Source organism: Streptosporangium sp. NBC_01639, from assembly GCF_045209755.1.
Taxonomy (GTDB): Bacteria; Actinomycetota; Actinomycetes; order Streptosporangiales; family Streptosporangiaceae; genus Streptosporangium.
Genome location: NZ_CP109272.1, coordinates 2,588,578 through 2,604,760, shown reverse-complemented (window position 1 = coordinate 2,604,760; position 16,183 = coordinate 2,588,578). Strand labels below are relative to the sequence as shown.

Below are 16,183 nucleotides of genomic sequence, written 5' to 3'. Positions count from 1 at the left end.
CAGACTTGCCAAAACACCCTGCTGACCTGGTACTTCCTGAAAGGACCGCGCCGTATGACCGAGCCCCGGGGCCCTGTCGACTCCTCCCGCGTCCCGCGCTTCGCGGGCCCGGCGACCTTCGCGCGGCTGCCGCGGCTGGACGAGGTCGGCCGCTGCGACGTGGCCGTGGTGGGGGTGCCGTTCGACAGCGGGGTCTCCTACCGGCCCGGCGCCCGGTTCGGCCCCTCCGCGGTCCGTGAGGCCAGCCGGCTGCTCCGGCCGTACCACCCGGGTCTGGACGTCTCGCCGTTCGCCGCGCTGCAGGTGGCCGACGCCGGCGACATCGCCTGCAACCCGTTCAATATCGGCGAGGCGGTCGAGACGATCGAGCACGCCGCCACCGAGCTCCAGGCCGACGGGACCCGGCTGGTCACGATCGGCGGTGACCACACGATCGCGCTGCCGCTGCTGCGCTCGCTGGCCCGGCGGCACGGGCCGGTGGCACTGCTCCACTTCGACGCCCACCTCGACACCTGGGACACCTACTTCGGCGCCGAGTACACCCACGGCACGCCGTTCCGCCGGGCCGTCGAGGAGGGCATCCTCGACACCGAGGCGGTCGGCCACGTCGGCACCCGCGGGCCGCTGTACGGCAAGAAGGACCTCGAAGACGACCGGCGGATGGGCTTCGGCATCGTGACCTCGGCCGATGTGCTGCGCCGGGGCGTGGACGAGGTCGTGGACGCGCTCCGGCAGCGGATCGGCGCCCGCCCGCTGTACGTCTCCGTCGACATCGACGTGCTCGACCCCGCGCACGCCCCCGGCACCGGCACCCCGGAGGCGGGCGGCCTGACCAGCCGCGAGCTGCTGGAGATCCTGCGCGGTCTGGCCGGGGCCAACCTGGTCGGGGCCGACGTGGTCGAGGTCGCCCCCGCCTACGACCACGCCGAGATCACCTCGGTCGCCGCCTCCCACGTCGCCTACGACCTGGTCAGCCTGCTGACCCTGGCCACCCCCGCCCCGGAGAAGAGCCCATGAGCCATCCCCCCTCCGTCACCGAGATCGAGCAGCACGGTGTCGAGCGCATCCCGGACGCCGAGCGCACGGCCCGCCCGATCGACCTGTTCCGCCTGGCCTTCGGCGGGGCGAACACCTTCGCCACCTGTGTGCTCGGCGCGTTCCCCATCCTGTTCGGCCTCTCCTTCTGGCAGGGGCTCGCGGCGACGGTGCTGGGCCTGGTGACCGGGGCGCTGATCCTCGCGCCGCTGGCCGTCTTCGGTCCGGTGAACGGCACCAACAACGCCGTCTCCTCCTCGGCCCACCTGGGCGTGCACGGCCGCGTCGTCGGCTCGTTCCTCTCCCTGCTCACCGCGATCGCGTTCTTCTCGATCTCGGTCTGGTCCTCCGGTGACGCCCTGATCGGCGGTGCGCACCGGCTGGCCGGGCTGCCGGAGTCCGGTTTCTCCTACGGCCTGGCCTACGCGCTGTTCGCCGGGCTGGTCCTGGCCGTCTGCGTGTACGGCTTCCGCTTCATGCTGCTCGTGAACAAGGTCGCGGTGGCGGCGGCCTCGGTGCTGTTCGTGCTCGGTGTCTTCGCCTTCGCCGGTGACTTCGACCCCTCCTACCCCGGGGTGTTCGCCTCCACGGCGGACCCGGCGTTCTGGCCGTCGTTCATCGGCGCCGCGCTGATCGTGCTCTCCAACCCGGTCTCGTTCGGCGCCTTCCTCGGCGACTGGTCCCGCTACATCCCCGCCGCGACCCCGCGCACCCGGGTGATGGGGGCGGCCTTCCTGGCCCAGCTGGCCACCCTCCTGCCGTTCTTCTTCGGCCTGGCCACCGCCTCGATCATCGCGACCAAGGCGGCCGAGTACGTCGACCCCGCGGCTCCCAACTACGTCGGCGGGCTGCTGGCGGTCTCGCCCACCTGGTATTTCCTGCCGGTCTGCCTGATCGCCCTGATCGGCGGCATGTCCACCGGCACCACCGCGCTGTACGGCACCGGACTGGACTTCTCCAGCGTCTTCCCGCGCTTCAGCCGGGTGCAGGCGACGATGTTCATCGGCGTGCTGTCGATCGGCTTCATCTTCCTCGGCCGGTTCGCGCTCAACCTGACCCAGAGCATCTCCACCTTCGCCACCCTGATCATCACCTGCACCGCCCCCTGGATGGTGATCATGATGCTCGGTTACGTGACCCGCCGGGGCTGGTACGACCCCGAGGCCCTGCAGGTCTTCAACCGCCGCCAGCGGGGCGGCCGTTACTGGTTCACCCACGGCTGGAACTGGCGGGGCATGAGCGCCTGGCTCCTCGCCGCGGTCGTGGCCATCCTGTCCGTCAACGTCCCCGGCCAGTTCGTCGGCCCGCTGGGCGGCCTCGCCGGCGGCGTCGACATCTCCCTGCCCCTGGGCCTGGCGATCGCCGCGGTGCTCTACCTGGTCCTGCTGGCGGCCTTCCCCGAGCCGCGCGGCGTCTACGGTCCGGACGGACCCCGGCTGGTCCGCGCGTCCGACGCCGAGGTCGCGCCCGTCGAGGGGCCCGGCGCCGCGGTGGCGGAGGCGCGGGCGTGATCCGGGTCCGGCCCCTGCGGTCGCGCCCGCCGTACGGCGCCGGACCGGGCACGGGTCAGCGGGTTCCCCAGGAGTAGGTCTGCTTGTGGAGCTTGAGGTAGACGAAGGTCTCCGTGGCGCGCACGGTGGGGATGGCGCGGATCTTGCCGAGGATCTCCAGCAGGTGCTGGTCGCTCTCGCAGACGACCTCGACCATGATGTCCAGGGATCCGGCGGTCAGGACGACGTAGTCGATCTCCTGGATGGCCGACAGTTCGTCCGCCACCATCTCCAGGTCGCCCTCGCACTTGATGCCGATCATGGCCTGGCGGGGGAACCCCAGGATCAGCGGGTCGGTGACGGCGACGATCTGCATGACCCCGGCGTCGAGCAGGCGCTGGACCCGCTGGCGGACGGCGGCCTCGGACAGGCCCACGGCCTTTCCGATGGCGGCGTACGGTTTGCGCCCGTCGCCCTGTAACTGTTCGATGATCTGCTTGGAGATCTCGTCGAGGACGACGGGGCCTGGCCTGGCGTCGTTTTCGCGGCGTACCTTGGGCGGCGTCGTCATCCGCGCTCCCTGGCGTCATATTGCGGGGTTGTTGCCGACAGGTTGCGGCTCTGATGCGACATGCTGTCAGTTCTGCGGCCTCTGTCAAGCGAATTCGTAGCAATTTGGTATCTTCACAACGAAATCCCTTGTCGCGAGGCACCTACTCTGTAAGAGTCGCGACAACTCGGCCCCACTGCGCAAGGAGGTCAACGTTGACCACCCCGGTTGAGAACATCGAGTCCACCCGTCTGCGGAACTATGTCAACGGCGAATACGTGGACGGCAGAAGCGGCCGCTTCTCCGACGTCATCGACCCCTGCACCGGAGAGGCCTATTTTCAGGCGCCGATCTCCGGGCAGCAGGACGTGGACGCCGCCTACGCCGCCGCTGCCGCGGCATTCGAGCAGTGGAGCGGGCTCACGCCCGGCGAGCGCGCCAACCTGCTGCTCAAGGTGGCCGACGCCATCGACGCGCGGGCCGAGGAACTGAACGAGGCCGAGTGCCGCAACACCGGCAAGCCCCGGGCCCGGATGGCCGAGGACGAGACCCCGATCGCCGCCGACCACTTCCGGTTCTTCGCGGGCGCCGCGCGCACGCTGGAGGGCCCGACGTCGGCCGAGTTCCTCGCCGACCACACCTCGGTCGTCCGGCACGAGCCGATCGGCGTCGTGGGCCAGGTCACGCCCTGGAACTACCCCCTGATGATGGCGGTCTGGAAGATCGCCCCCGCGCTGGCCGCGGGCAACACCATCGTGCTCAAGCCCTCCGACACCACCCCGGTCTCCACGGTCAAGCTGGCCGAGATCATCGGTGGGATCCTGCCGAAGGGCGTCTTCAACGTCGTCGTCGGCGACCGCGAGACCGGCGCCCTGGTGGTGAGTCACCCGACCGCGCAGATGGTCGCGATCACCGGTTCGGTCGGGGCGGGCATGGCCGTGGCCAGGTCCGCGGCCGAGGACCTCAAGCGGGTCCACCTGGAGCTCGGCGGCAAGGCCCCCGTCGTCGTCTTCGACGACGTCAAGGACCTCAGGGCGGCCGCCGAGGCCATCGCCACGGCGGGCCTCTACAACGCCGGCCAGGACTGCACCGCCGCCTGCCGCGTACTGGTCCACCAGGACGTCCACGACGAGTTCGTCGCCGCGCTCACCGAGGCGGCCGCGGGCACCGTGACCGGCGACCTGTCCAACGAGGACGCCCTGTACGGCCCGCTCAACAACGCCGCCCAGTTCGCCCGCGTCGCCGCCTTCTTCGACCGGGTGCCCGGCCACGCCAAGGTCCTGACCGGCGGGCACCAGGTGGGTGAGAAGGGCTACTTCTTCGCCCCCACCATCGTGGACGGCCTCCAGCAGGACGACGAGATGGTGCAGAACGAGGTCTTCGGGCCCGTCATCACCGTCCAGACCTTCTCCGACGAGGCCGACGCGGTGGCCAAGGCCAACGGCGTCAGGTACGGCCTGTCGAGTTCGGTGTGGACCTCCGACCACGGCAGGGCCATGCGGATGTCGAAGCGTCTCGATTTCGGGGTGGTATGGGTGAACACTCACATCCCATTCGTCTCGGAGATGCCGCACGGTGGCTTCAAGCACTCCGGTTACGGTAAAGATTTGTCCGTTTTCGGACTGCATGACTACCTTCGCGTTAAGCACGTCATGCATTACATCGGCGAATAGCCGCGAACAGAGGGATAAGCCTGGCATGACTGAAATTCAGGCGGGTCTGGAGGCGGCTGACGCCGGCTCCGACTCGCCCACCGTGCCCGCCATCGAACTCGGCGGAGTCGTCAAGGAATACCTCGCTCACGGAGAAGTCGTCCAGGCGGTCAGGGGAATCACCCTGACGATCACCGAGGGGGAGTTCTTCTCCCTCCTCGGCCCCTCCGGCTGCGGCAAGACCACCACGATGCGCATGATCGCGGGGTTCGAGGATCCGTCGCGCGGCACGGTGTGGCTGCACGGCAAGGACGTGACCGACGTTCCGCCCAACAAGCGCGACGTGAACATGGTCTTCCAGTCGTACGCGCTGTTCCCCCACATGAACGTCTGGGAGAACGTCGCGTTCGGCCTCAGGCGCAAGAAGATCGCCGACGCGGAGATCAGACGCCGGGTCGGCGAGATGCTGGAGATCGTGGACCTCACCGGCCGCGAGAAGCGCCGTCCCCGGGAGCTGTCCGGCGGCCAGCAGCAGCGGGTGGCCCTGGCCCGAGCCCTGGTCAACAAGCCCCGCGCGCTTCTGCTGGACGAGCCGCTCGGCGCCCTCGACCTCAAGCTCCGCCAGGCCATGCAGATCGAGCTCAAGCGCATCCAGCGCGAGGTCGGCATCACCTTCGTCTACGTCACGCATGACCAGAACGAGGCGCTCACCATGAGCGACCGCATCGCCGTCATGAACGACGGCCGGGTCGAGCAGCTCGCCTCGCCCCGGGAGATCTACGAAAGCCCCGCCACCGCCTTCGTGGCGGGCTTCATCGGCACCTCCAACCTGCTCAACGGCACCGTGGACCGGATCGTCTCCGGCTCCGCCGTGCTCAAGCTGGGGGAACGGGGCCGTGTCCTGGTCGCGGGGGACGGCTTCCGGGTCGCCGAGCCGATCGCGGTCACCGTACGCCCCGAAAAGATCACGATCTCCGCGGAGGAGCCGACAGGCGAGGTCAGCGTCGTGCCCGGTGTCGTCTCCGAGGTGGTCTACCTGGGCCTCTACAACAGCTACGCGGTCAGCCTGGCCGACGGCGCCGAGGTCACCGTGTTCCAGCAGAACGCGCTCGACAGCACGAGTACGGCGGAGCGTGGCGACGCCGTCTGGTTGTCGTGGCAGCCGCACCACTCGTACGCGATCGGAAGTTGAGTACCGCCATGCACCCCTCCCACGATCCGGCCTTCCTGCGGGGTATGACGCAGAGCCGTTCGGTCACCCGCCGTGACGCCTTCCGCCTGGCGGGTCTGTCCGCGGCCGGCCTTGCCCTGGCCGCCTGCGGTGTCCAGGGCAAGAAGGTCGCCGCGCCCAAGGCGGACGCCGTCGCCGACTACTGGTCCGCCAAGAAGAAGAACGGCACCCTGCGCTTCGCCAACTGGCCGCTCTACATCGACAAGGACGGCAAGAAATACCCGTCCCTGGAGATGTTCACCGCCGACACCGGCATCCAGGTGGCCTATCAGGAGGCCATCCAGGACAACGGCAGCTTCTTCGGCAAGATCCAGCCGCTGCTCGCCGCCAACAACGACATCGGCTTCGACCTGATGGTCCTGACCAACGGCCTCCAGCTGAGCAAGGCCATCGCGCTGGGCTACCTGGTCCCGCTGGACCACTCCCAGCTGCCGAACTTCGCCGCCAACGCCGCCCCGAAGGTGAAGAACCCGACCTGGGACCCGAACAACGTGCACACCGTCCCGTGGACGGTCGGGCTGACCGGCATCGCCTACAACCCCAAGTACGTGGACGAGGTCACGAGCATCCAGGACCTCTGGAACCCCAAGTACAAGGGCAAGGTCGGCATGATGCTCGACACCCAGGAGGTCGCGAACTTCGGCCTGTTCTCCCTGGGCATCGACCCCGACAAGTCCACCGAGGCCGACTGGCGCAAGGCGGGGGACAAGCTCCGGCAGCAGCGTGACGCGGGGCTCGTGCGCAAGTACTACGAGAACGACTACGTCGACGCGCTCGTCCGGGGCGACGTGTGGATCACCATGGCCTGGTCCGGTGACATCTTCCAGCAGGTCGCCGAGGGCAAGGACCTCAGGTTCGTGGTGCCCGCGGAGGGCGGCACGATCTGGACCGACAACATGTGCATCCCCAAGACCGCGCAGAACCCGGTGGACGCCCTGACGCTGATGGACTACGTCTACCAGCCCAAGATCGCCACGATGCTGGTCGAGTACATCAACTACATCACCCCGGTGCCCGCCACCAAGGACCTGGTCCTCGCCGACGCCGCGAAGGCCAAGGGCGAGGACAGGGCGTCGCTGGAGCAGATCGCCAAGAGCCCGCTGATCTTCCCCTCCGACGCCGACATGGCCAAGCTGCGGTCGTACAAGACCCTGACCACGGCCGAGGAGAAGGTCTTCGAATCCATCTTCCAGCCGATCACCCAGGGCTAGCGGGCCATGAAGCGTCTCGCCCCCTACCTGCTCATCCTGCCGGGCGGCCTCTGGCTGGCGATCTTCCTGGTGGTGCCGATGGTCTTCATGGCCTCGGTCTCCACCCAAGAGGGCGACATGGTGAACGGGTTCGTCCAGACGTTCAACTTCTCGGTGTACGGCGACGCCCTGGCGCTCTACCAGACGCAGTTCCTGCGCTCGGCCGGTTATGGTCTGGTCGCGACGGTCGTCTCCGTCGCGCTCGCCTACCCGATGGCCTACTGGATCGCCTTCAAGGGCGGCACCCGCAAGTCCACCTACCTGCTGCTGGTGCTGCTGCCGTTCTTCGTGTCGTTCGTCCTGCGCACGGTGTCGTGGAAGTTCCTGCTCGCCGACGACGGCATGATCCTGGGGCCGCTGAAGGCGACGGGCCTGGTGCCCGACGACTTCCATGTGCTGCAGACGACGGTGGCGGTGATCGGCGGCCTGGTCTACAACTACCTGCCGTTCATGATCCTGCCGATCTACGTGGCGCTGGAGCGGGTGGACCCCCGGGTGGTCGAGGCAGCCCAGGACCTGTACGCGGCCAGGCGCCAGGCGTTCACCAAGGTCGTGCTCCCGCTCTCGCTGCCGGGCGTCTTCGCCGGAGTGCTGATGACGTTCGTGCCGATGACGGCGGACTACGTCAACGCCGGCATCCTCGGCGGCCCGGAGAACACGATGATCGGCAACATCATCCAGACCAAGTATCTCGTCAACAACGACTATCCGACCGCCGCCGCGCTGTCGTTCACGCTGATGGCGGCGATGCTGGTCGGCATCTTCGCCTACGCCAAGGCGCTCGGCACCGAGAACGTGCTGGAGGCGGCGGCCCGATGAGCACGATGACCCCCCAGAAGACGACGGCCCCCGCGACGCGGGAGCGCGGCAGGTCGCGGCTCGGCGACCGGGTGCTCAAGGTCTACGTCTGGCTCATCCTCGCCTGGCTGTTCCTGCCGATCGCGGTGATGATCGTGTTCGGCTTCAACGACACCCGGAGCAAGTCCAATGTGACCTGGCAGGGCTTCACCTTCAAATGGTGGGGCCGGCTGGGGGACTATCCCGAGTTGACCCTCGCGGTGCAGAACTCACTCCAGATCGCCGTGCTCTCCACGGTGATCACGACGGTGCTCGGCACCCTGATGGGCCTGGCCCTGGGGCGCTACCGGTTCCGCGGGCAGGGCGCGACCAATCTGGTGATGTTCGCCGCGATCGCCTCTCCGGAACTCGTCATGGGAGCCTCGCTGCTGTCGCTGTTCATCAGTGGCGGGGTGCAGACCGGTTTCGTGACCGTGGTCGTCGCGCACGTGCTGTTCTCCCTGTCGTTCGTGGCCATCACCGTGCGGGCCCGGGTGATCGGACTGGACCCGTCGATCGAGGAGGCGGCCCGGGACCTGGGCGCGTCCACCTGGGTGACGTTCTGGCGGGTGACGTTCCCGATGATCCTGCCCGGCGTCGTCGCGGGCGCGCTGCTGGCGTTCGCGCTCTCCATCGACGACTTCGTGATCACCCAGTTCACCAGCGGAGCCCTCCAGACGTTCCCGCTGTGGATCTGGGGCGCCACCCGTATCGGGGTGCCGCCTCAGGTCAACATCATCGGAACGCTTATATTCGCGATAGGCGTCGCGATCGCCGTGTTCAACACGGTGATCTCCCGCCGCCGCACCTAGCTGCCGTCAAGCCCCGTGCCGCCACCGGTGGCACGGGGCTTCGGTGTACTCGGATCCTCGGCAGAGAACAGGGAGGCGAGATCGGACTCAGGCGGGGGGAACCCGCGCGTGGTCTCCGTGACCACGCGATACACACAAAAAACTCTGACTCACCGTAGGGAAGTGAGATTTGTGGATCCGCTGAAGGCTCTTGCTGATGCGGAGCGCAAGCCGTACTGGCTCGACAGTCCGGCGAAACCCGAGCCGCTGCCGCGGCTCCCCGGAGACACGACCGCCGATCTGGCGGTGGTCGGCGGCGGCTTCTCAGGGCTGTGGGCCGCCCTGATGGCCAAGGAACGCGACCCGTCGCTCGACGTGGTCCTGCTGGAGGGCCGCCGGATCGGCTGGGCGGCGTCCGGCCGCAACGGCGGCTTCGCGATGGCGACGCTCACCCACGGGATCGCCAACGGGCTGGAGCGCTGGCCCGAGGAGATCTCCACCCTCGAACGCCTGGGGGCCGAAAACCTCGACGAGATCGGCGAGACCGTCGCCCGGTACGACATCGACTGCGGCTACGAACGGACCGGTGAGCTGAACGTGGCCACCGAGCCCTGGCAGCTTGAGGAGATGAACGAGAGCGTCCGGATCGCCCACGAGCTGGGCATCCGCTTCGACGTCCTCGACGCGGACCAGACCCGGGCGGAGGTGAACTCCCCCACCTACATCGGCGGTTTCTGGGAGCGCGACGGCTGCGCGATGGTCGACCCCGCCCGGCTCGCCTGGGGGCTCCGGCAGGCCTGCCTCTCGGTGGGCGTGCGCATCTACGAGCGCACGCCGGTCAGGAACGTCAGGGACACCCAGGCGAACATGGAGCTGCTCACCCCGCACGGCACCGTCAAGGCCGCCAAGGTCGCCCTCGGCACCGGCGTGTTCCAGCCGCTGCTGCGGCGGCTGAGGCACTTCCTGGTGCCGGTCTACGACTACGCGCTGATGACCGAACCGCTCTCGGCCGAGCAGCTGGCCTCCGTCGGCTGGCACAACCGGCAGGGGGTCGGCGACTCGGCCAACCAGTTCCACTACTACCGGCTGACCGCCGACAACCGCATCCTCTGGGGCGGCTACGACGCGGTCTACTACAACGGCGGCAAGATCAAGCCGGAGTACGAGCAGCGCGACGAGACCTTCGTCAAGCTGGCCGGGCACTTCTCCGCCACCTTCCCCCAGCTCTCCGGGCTGCGCTTCACCCACAGGTGGGGCGGCGTCATCGACACCTGCAGCCGGTTCAGCGCCTTCTACGGCCAGTCGCACGGCGGGCGCCTCGCCTACGCCGCCGGCTACACCGGCATGGGCGTCGGCGCCACCCGCTTCGGGGCGAACGTCATGCTCGACCTGCTGGCCGGCGAGCAGACCGAGCGGACCGAGCTGCGGATGGTGAAGGAGAAGCCGCTCCCCTTCCCACCCGAACCGGTCCGCTCGGCCGGAATCCAGATGACCCGCTGGTCGATCGCCCAGGCCGACCTCCACCAGGGCCGCCGCAACCTCTGGCTGCGCACCCTGGACCGGATGGGCCTCGGGTTCGACTCCTAGGCACCCTCCCGCGTTGTCCACGGGGTGCCCCCGATCTCGGCCGGGGGCACCCCGTGCGGCACACGGCACCCCTGACTGTCGCCGCCGGCTGGCAGGATGTCCGGCATGACGAAATCAGACCCGAAGTCGGATCTTCACCGTTACCTGAAGGCCGCCCGCGAATCTCTGGTGTGGAAGCTCGACGGGCTCTCGGAGTACGACATCCGCCGCCCCCTGACGCCCACCGGGACCAACCTCCTCGGGCTGGTCAAACACGTGGCCAGCACCGAATTCGGATACTTCGGGGAAACCTTCGCGAGGCCGTCCGCCGAGCCGCTGCCCTGGTTCGAGGACGGCGCCGAACCCAACGCGGACATGTGGGCGACCGCCGAGGAGTCGCGCGAAGAGATCATCGGGCTGTACCACCGGGCGTGGGCGCACGCGGACGCGACGATCGAGGCGCTCGCGCCGGACGCGATCGGCCGGGTGCCGTGGTGGCCGGAGGACCGGAGCGAGGTGACGCTGCACCTGGTCCTAATCCACATGATCGCCGAGACCAACCGGCACGCCGGGCACGCCGACATCGTCCGGGAACTCGTCGACGGGACCGCCGGGCTGCGTGCGGGCAACGAGAACATGCCGCCGGTCGACCAGGCGTGGTGGGGGGAGTACCGCGACCGGCTGGAGCGCGTGGCACAGGAGGCCGGCCGGAGCTGAGCCCGCGGTCCGGCCCGGGGTGGCAGCGCAACCGGAGCCCCGGAGCGTCACGGAAGTCGCGGATCTGGATGGTCACCCTCCCGTTGGCGGCCTTGACGACGGTGCGGCCGTCCTCTCGTTCGCTTCCGGGGCGGGAGCCGTACAGACTGGAGAGCGTGACGGAGAGAGTTGAGTTCGACGTCGACGGGGTCAGGCTCGTCGGCGACCTGAGGCTGCCGCCCTCGGCCGGCCCGCACCCGGCGCTGGTCCTCACCGGGCCGTTCACCGGCACCCGGGACCAGGTGACCGGGCTGTACGCGGCCAGGCTGGCCGAGGCCGGATACGCCACGCTGGCCTTCGACCACCGCAACTGGGGCGAGTCGGGCGGGGCGCCGCGCGGGCACGAGGACGCCCAGGGCAAGCTGCACGACCTGCGGGCCGCGGTCTCGCTGCTCCGCTCGCGGCCCGAGGTCGACGGCGCCAGGATCGGCGCGGTCGGGATCTGCCTGGGCGCCGGCTACGCGCTCAGGTTCGCCGCGTTCGACCCCCGGGTGAAGGTCTTCGCCGGCATCGCCGGGGCCTACAACAACCCCTACGGCATGCGGGCCGGCATGTCGCCCAGCGGCTACCAGGACGCGCTGGCCTCCTTCACCGAGGTGCTGGAACGCCAGGACCGGGGCGGTGGGATCGCGTACCTGCCCGCGGTGGCCGCCGAGGGCGAGGCCGCGATGCCGGGCGACGAGCCGTTCGCCTACTACGGCACCGAGCGCGGCGCCTCGGCGCACTGGCGCAACCAGGTCACCAGGGCCTCCATCCGCGAGCTGATCACGCTGGACAACATGACCGGAGCCGACTTCCTGTCTCCCAAGCCCGCGCTGATCGTGCACGGTGTGGTCGACCGGTTCTGCTCCCCGGAGGGCGCCGAGGAGGCGTACAAGCGGATGGACGACCCCAAACGGCTCGTCTGGCTGGACGCCAGGCTGCACATCGACCTCTACGACACCGAGCCCCACGTCACCCAGGCCGTCGAGGCCGCCGTGGCGTTCCTCGGCGAGCACCTTTAAGCCGATGTACGTTCTGGGACTGGACATCGGCGGCACGTCCTCGCGCGCCCTCCTCATCGACGCCTCGGGGCGGCGGATCGGGCACGGCAAGGCCGCCGGGGGCAATCCGGCGGCCCACGGCACCGAGACGGCCGCCGCCAACATCCGGCAGGCGCTGGAGCCGGCCCTGCGGGGGGTGGATCCCGCCGAGGTCGCCGGGGCCGTCATCGGGATGGCCGGAGTCAAGGCACTCGACCGGCCCGTCTTCGACCGGATGTGGGCCTCGGCCGGGCTGCGCTGCGCCCCCGCCGTGGCAGGCGACCTCGGCATCGCCTTCGCCGCCGGTACGGCGGAGCCGCACGGCACCGTGCTCATCGCGGGCACCGGGGCCGTCGCCGCCCGCATCGAGGACGGAAGCCCGACGGCGATCTCCGACGGGCTGGGCTGGCTGCTCGGGGACCAGGGTTCGGGCTTCTGGCTGGGGCGGGAGGCGGCTCGCGCGGCCGTGCACAGCCTCGGCCGTGGAGAGAGCGACGGACTGCTGACCAGGCTGGTCGCCGGACACGTCCGCGACGAACGGGCCGACCGGCTCCCGGACACCGGCGGAGAGGCGGCCGGGGCACCTCCGGAGAGCGGCGGACCCACCACGACGCCCGCGAGCACCGGGCAGGGCCCCGAAGCGGGATGGCCGCCCGTGGACGGCAGGGCGGAGGCCATCCGGATCGTGGTCCAACTCCAGGGGCGACCTCCGCTGGAGCTGGCCAGGCTGGCACCGCTGGTGAGCCGGGCCGCGGAGGAGGGCGACCCCGACGCTTTGAAGATCGTTTCAACGGCGGCCGGGCTGCTCTGCGCGACGGTGGCCGAGGTGCGCGCGGAGGGGGAGAGCACCCCCGTCGTACTGGCCGGGAGCGTGCTGACCAGCCAGGGGCCGATCTGCGCGGCCGTGCGGGGCGGACTGGACGCGCCGACGGTCCTGGCCGGGGACGCGGCCGGGGCGGCGGCCTGGCTGGCGGCGAAGGAGGCGTTCGGCCTGGACCACGAGGCGGCGCGGCGGCTGCACCGGCGGATCCTGCGGGAGGAGTGAGCGCGAGGCCGCGAGGCTGCATGGCGGATCCTGCGGGAGGGGTGAGCGCGAGGCCGCGAGGCTGCGCGGCGGATCCTGAGGAGGGGTGAGCACAGGACCACGAGGCGGCGCGGCGGATCCTGCGGCGGGTGGGCACGGGACCGGCCCTCGAACCGAGCCGGTACCGGCCGCACACGGCGCCTCGGACTCATCGGATAACGGATGATAAAGTAATAGACAAATCAATCAAAGGTGGGGGTCGGGCTTGTCGCGGAAGGTGGTCGGCGCGGTCGCCGCACTTCTGCTGGCCCTTTTCGCCGTCGTCCATGCGCCGCTCCAGGCGCCGGACGGCCGCCACCATGAGCCGGGACTCGCGATCACGCTGGCGGGCGGCGCGGTGCTTCCCCTGGTGCTCCAGCAACAGGTGGACCACGCGCTGCCCCCGCCGGGCGCCGGACCGGCTCAGCCGGGTCCGGGCACCCGGGTCACCGCCGCCCGTCCCCGGACATCTCCCCTCACGCCCGCCGTACACGACATCTCCGAACCCCGCGCGCCTCCGTCCGGCGATCTCTGACACCTGACACCGGATCGCTCGACGGAGGTTTCCATGTTCCACGAACGTACGTGCACCATGCCCGGATTCTGCCCCGAAAGGGGATACCGTGGCACTGGGTGACGCTCTCATCGCCCTCGGCGGGTCCTTCCTCGCCGCAGGGATCATCGCCAGGCTCGGCACGCGGATAGGGCTGCCGACGATCCCGCTGTTCATGCTCGCGGGCATCCTCTTCGGTCCGCACACCCCCGGCCTCGCCCTGGTCGACAACCCGGCGGACCTGAAGGTCATCGCCGCGCTCGGCCTGATCTTCCTGCTGTTCTATCTCGGCCTGGAGTTCTCCCTGGACGACCTCGTCGAGGGAGGCAGCCGGCTGGTGCTGGCCGGGGTGGGCTACCTCCTGCTCAACGTCGGAGGCGGCCTGGCCTTCGGGCTCGCCCTCGGCTGGGGGAGCAGGGAGGCGCTGGTCCTGGCGGGAGTGGTCGGCATCTCCTCCTCGGCCATCGTGACCAAGCTGCTCGTTGACCTCGGGCGGCTGGGCAACCCGGAGAGCCGCCTCATCCTCGGCATCATCGTGGTCGAGGACGTCTTCCTCGCGCTCTACCTGGCCGTGCTGCAGCCGGTCCTCAGCGGCGCCGACACCTTCGCCGCCGCCGCGGTCTCCTTCGGCAAGGCGTTCGTCTTCCTGATCGCGCTGACCGCGCTGGCCCGATGGGGGACGCGGCTGGTCAACAAGCTCGTCACGACCAGGGACGACGAGCTGCTCGTGGTGATGTTCACCGGCCTGGCGATCTTCACCGCGGGAGTGGCGGAGGAGCTCGGCGTCTCCGACGCCATCGGTGCCTTCATGGTCGGTCTCATCCTGAGTTCGACCAGAGCCGCGCCGCGCATCCGCCAGCTCGTCCACCCGCTCCGGGACGCCTTCGCCGCGCTGTTCTTCTTCGCGTTCGGCCTGTCCATCGAGCCGGGTGACATGCTCTCGGTGGCCTGGCCCATCGTGATCGCGGTGGCGATCACGGTGCTGCTCAACGTCGTGGCAGGAGCGCTGGCCGCGAAGCTCAACTCCTTCGGCAGGGCGCAGGCGGTCAACATCGCACTCACCGTGCTCTCCCGCGGCGAGTTCGCCCTCGTCCTGGCCACCATGGCACTGGCCGCGGGGCTGGACGGCAGGCTCGCGCCGTTCATCGCGGGATACGTGCTCGTACTGGCCCTGCTCGGCCCGCTGATCGCCAGCCGCTCGGAGTCGATCATGAGGCTGCTCTCCAGGCGAAGGGAGCCCCAGGAGCGGCCCGTCTCCTGAGCCGTTCCACCCGGGGTGCGGGGGCGCGGCCCGCCGCCTTCTCACCCCGGGCACGCGAGGGCGCTCGTCAACGTCTCCTCGCACCAGGACCGGGCCGTCCGCTCACGGCTGCCTGACCCCGCCGGGATCCGGCTCCGTCGGCGGTACGTCAGCCGTCCAGGTCGCGTGCCCACGGCGGGTTGGCGCCGGCCACCGAGCAGGTGAGCGCGGCGACGCGGACGGCGAAGGCCGCCGCGTCCCGGGCCTGGTCGAGGCTCAGGGCGTCGAGTCGTCCACCGAGCAGGCCGGAGGTGTGCAGCCGGTGCAGGAGGCCGGCGGTGAAGGAGTCGCCGGCGCCGACGGTGTCCACCACGTCCGTGGCGGGCGCGGGCACCGTCGCGCGCCCGCCGTCCAGGGAGACGGTCACCCCATGGGAGCCGCGGGTCACCACGATCAGGCGGGCGCCCGCGGCGTGCCAGGTGTCGCAGACCCGGTCGAGGGCCTCCCCGGGGTGGATACACCGCAGGTCGTCGTCGCTCAGCTTGACGACGTCGGCCAGTGCGCACCACCGGGGCATCCGCTCTCGGTAGACGGCCGGGTCGATCAGGCCGGCGCGCACGTTGGGGTCGATCGACACGGTGGCCCAGCCGGCGACCTGGCCCAGCAGCCTCTCGATGTGCTCGGCGCCGGGGGCGCGGACCAGGGCGAGGGAACCGGTGTGCAGGCAGGAGACGTCGCCGAACCGTTCGGCGGTCAGCTCCGCCTCGCTCCACGCCCAGTCGGCGGCGCCCTCAGCGTGGAAGGAGTAGCCGGCCTGCCCCGACTCGTCCAGGGTGGCTACCGCCAGCGTGCTGGGCTCGTCGGCGGTGACGCAGCCGGTCAGGTCGACTCCGGAGGCCTCCAGATGGGTGCGGAACAGGCCGCCGAAGGAGTCACGGGAGATGCGCCCGAAGAACCGGGTGGGGGTGCCGAGACGGGAGAGGGCCACGGCGGTGTTCGCGGGGCTGCCGCCGGGCAGGACACGCAGGATGAGCTCGCCCTGCGACGCGCTCCCGGTCGCGAAGGCGTCGGCGACGCACTCGCCGAGCACGGCGACCTTGGTGGAGTCCATTAACCTGCCTTTCGAAAGGGCCGGGCGACACGCATC

The 16,183-nt window shown here is 70.0% G+C and carries 15 protein-coding genes; 13 read left to right on the top strand and 2 right to left on the bottom strand.

The genetic code is table 11. From position 1 onward, the window contains the following. The first annotated feature begins 54 nt into the window (after positions 1–54). On the top strand, positions 55–1,017 hold the full coding sequence (gene speB, locus OHA77_RS11665) for an agmatinase (protein WP_406318009.1): 963 nt from the start codon (positions 55–57) through the stop codon (positions 1,015–1,017). Then, complete coding sequence (locus OHA77_RS11660) at positions 1,014–2,546, top strand: purine-cytosine permease family protein (RefSeq protein WP_406318008.1); 1,533 nt, start codon at positions 1,014–1,016, stop codon at positions 2,544–2,546. Before speB ends, OHA77_RS11660 begins: the two co-directional genes overlap by 4 nt. A 55-nt stretch (positions 2,547–2,601) precedes the next feature. Here OHA77_RS11660 and OHA77_RS11655 read toward each other — a convergent pair whose 3' ends face one another. Next, complete coding sequence (locus OHA77_RS11655) at positions 2,602–3,096, bottom strand: Lrp/AsnC family transcriptional regulator (protein ID WP_326820608.1); 495 nt, start codon at positions 3,094–3,096, stop codon at positions 2,602–2,604. Between the two features lie 194 nt (positions 3,097–3,290). On the opposite strand from OHA77_RS11655, the gene OHA77_RS11650 reads away from it, so the two are divergent. From OHA77_RS11650 to OHA77_RS11600, 11 genes are all read left to right on the top strand, one after another. Continuing rightward, a complete protein-coding gene (locus OHA77_RS11650) occupies positions 3,291–4,748 on the top strand; it encodes a gamma-aminobutyraldehyde dehydrogenase (protein WP_406318006.1) in 1,458 nt (485 codons plus the stop codon). A 25-nt stretch (positions 4,749–4,773) separates the two neighbouring features. Beyond that, on the top strand, positions 4,774–5,919 hold the full coding sequence (locus OHA77_RS11645) for an ABC transporter ATP-binding protein (RefSeq protein ID WP_406318005.1): 1,146 nt from the start codon (positions 4,774–4,776) through the stop codon (positions 5,917–5,919). Between the two features lie 8 nt (positions 5,920–5,927). After that, positions 5,928–7,169 carry a PotD/PotF family extracellular solute-binding protein gene (locus OHA77_RS11640; protein WP_406318003.1) on the top strand — a complete coding sequence of 414 codons (1,242 nt, stop codon included), beginning with the start codon at positions 5,928–5,930 and terminating at the stop codon, positions 7,167–7,169. A gap of 6 nt (positions 7,170–7,175) precedes the next feature. Further along, positions 7,176–8,027, top strand: coding sequence for an ABC transporter permease (locus OHA77_RS11635; RefSeq protein WP_406318001.1), 852 nt, complete (start codon positions 7,176–7,178; stop codon positions 8,025–8,027). Next, the gene (locus OHA77_RS11630; RefSeq protein ID WP_406318000.1) at positions 8,024–8,857 is read left to right on the top strand and encodes an ABC transporter permease; all 834 of its coding nucleotides are present in this window, start codon (positions 8,024–8,026) and stop codon (positions 8,855–8,857) included. Before OHA77_RS11635 ends, OHA77_RS11630 begins: the two co-directional genes overlap by 4 nt. 171 nt (positions 8,858–9,028) lie before the next feature. After that, positions 9,029–10,423: an FAD-dependent oxidoreductase gene (locus OHA77_RS11625; protein WP_326827015.1), complete on the top strand. Its 1,395-nt coding sequence runs from the start codon at positions 9,029–9,031 to the stop codon at positions 10,421–10,423. Positions 10,424–10,528: 105 nt separating this feature from the next. After that, positions 10,529–11,119 (top strand): DinB family protein, encoded by a 591-nt coding sequence (locus tag OHA77_RS11620; RefSeq protein ID WP_406317999.1) that lies wholly within the window; start codon positions 10,529–10,531, stop codon positions 11,117–11,119. A gap of 155 nt (positions 11,120–11,274) precedes the next feature. Then, positions 11,275–12,162: an alpha/beta hydrolase gene (locus OHA77_RS11615; RefSeq protein ID WP_406317998.1), complete on the top strand. Its 888-nt coding sequence runs from the start codon at positions 11,275–11,277 to the stop codon at positions 12,160–12,162. 4 nt (positions 12,163–12,166) lie between these two features. Continuing rightward, positions 12,167–13,225: an N-acetylglucosamine kinase gene (locus tag OHA77_RS11610; protein WP_406317997.1), complete on the top strand. Its 1,059-nt coding sequence runs from the start codon at positions 12,167–12,169 to the stop codon at positions 13,223–13,225. Positions 13,226–13,469: 244 nt separating this feature from the next. After that, positions 13,470–13,778: a hypothetical protein gene (locus OHA77_RS11605; protein WP_406317995.1), complete on the top strand. Its 309-nt coding sequence runs from the start codon at positions 13,470–13,472 to the stop codon at positions 13,776–13,778. An 88-nt stretch (positions 13,779–13,866) separates the two neighbouring features. Continuing rightward, entirely contained in the window at positions 13,867–15,057 is a 1,191-nt protein-coding gene (locus tag OHA77_RS11600) for a cation:proton antiporter (RefSeq protein ID WP_406317994.1), read from the top strand. Between the two features lie 148 nt (positions 15,058–15,205). On the opposite strand, the gene OHA77_RS11595 is transcribed toward OHA77_RS11600, so the two are convergent. Beyond that, entirely contained in the window at positions 15,206–16,147 is a 942-nt protein-coding gene (locus OHA77_RS11595; RefSeq protein WP_406317992.1) for a carbohydrate kinase, read from the bottom strand. Positions 16,148–16,183: the final 36 nt, after the last annotated feature.